The sequence below is a fragment of the Grimontia celer genome (genome assembly GCF_900055185.1).
Taxonomy (GTDB): domain Bacteria; phylum Pseudomonadota; class Gammaproteobacteria; order Enterobacterales; family Vibrionaceae; genus Enterovibrio; species Enterovibrio celer.
Window position 1 is genome coordinate 1 of the sequence record NZ_FIZX01000085.1, and the last position, 522, is coordinate 522.

Sequence of the window (522 nt, forward strand, 5' to 3'; positions counted from 1 at the left end):
CGTCGATTACTTGGTGATCGCTAAAGGCCCAATAATAGTCACTAAAAGAGCCAAACTCTTCGACGATGGCTAAAAAGGATTGTGCATTAGCAATCGTTGCTTCGATTTTTCCTCTATGGCGGACGATACTAGGTTCTTGCACCAGTCTCTCTACATCGTCTATGGTCATTTTGGCCACTTTTTCTTGATCAAACTGATGGAAGGCGGTTCGGTAACCTTCACGTTTTCGTAAAATCGTTATCCAGCTTAGACCTGTTTGGGCACTTTCCAGTCCAATGCATTCAAATAAGGTTGGGTCGACATAAATGGGCTTTCCCCATTCAGTGTCGTGGTACTCTATGTATACTGGTGAACTTAAACGCCAACTACAGCGTATTTCTTCCATTGACTTGACCTCTTATCGTGTTTTCTTGGCACTGTCTTGCTTTTTGAATCAGCATACCCTGTTATGAAAATTCGTAAAGAAAAATGATTACGTGGCATCAATGGACACAGACTACAGGATAAAACATGAGCTTTAAG

General features: G+C 41.8%; 1 protein-coding gene. It reads right to left on the bottom strand.

The window, feature by feature from the left end; translation table 11 throughout:
- Positions 1 to 385, bottom strand: a 385-nt coding sequence (locus GCE9029_RS25550) for a DNA-3-methyladenine glycosylase I (RefSeq protein ID WP_062668001.1), incomplete at its 3' end; no start/stop codon positions are given.
- Between the last annotated feature and the right edge of the window lie 137 nt (positions 386 to 522).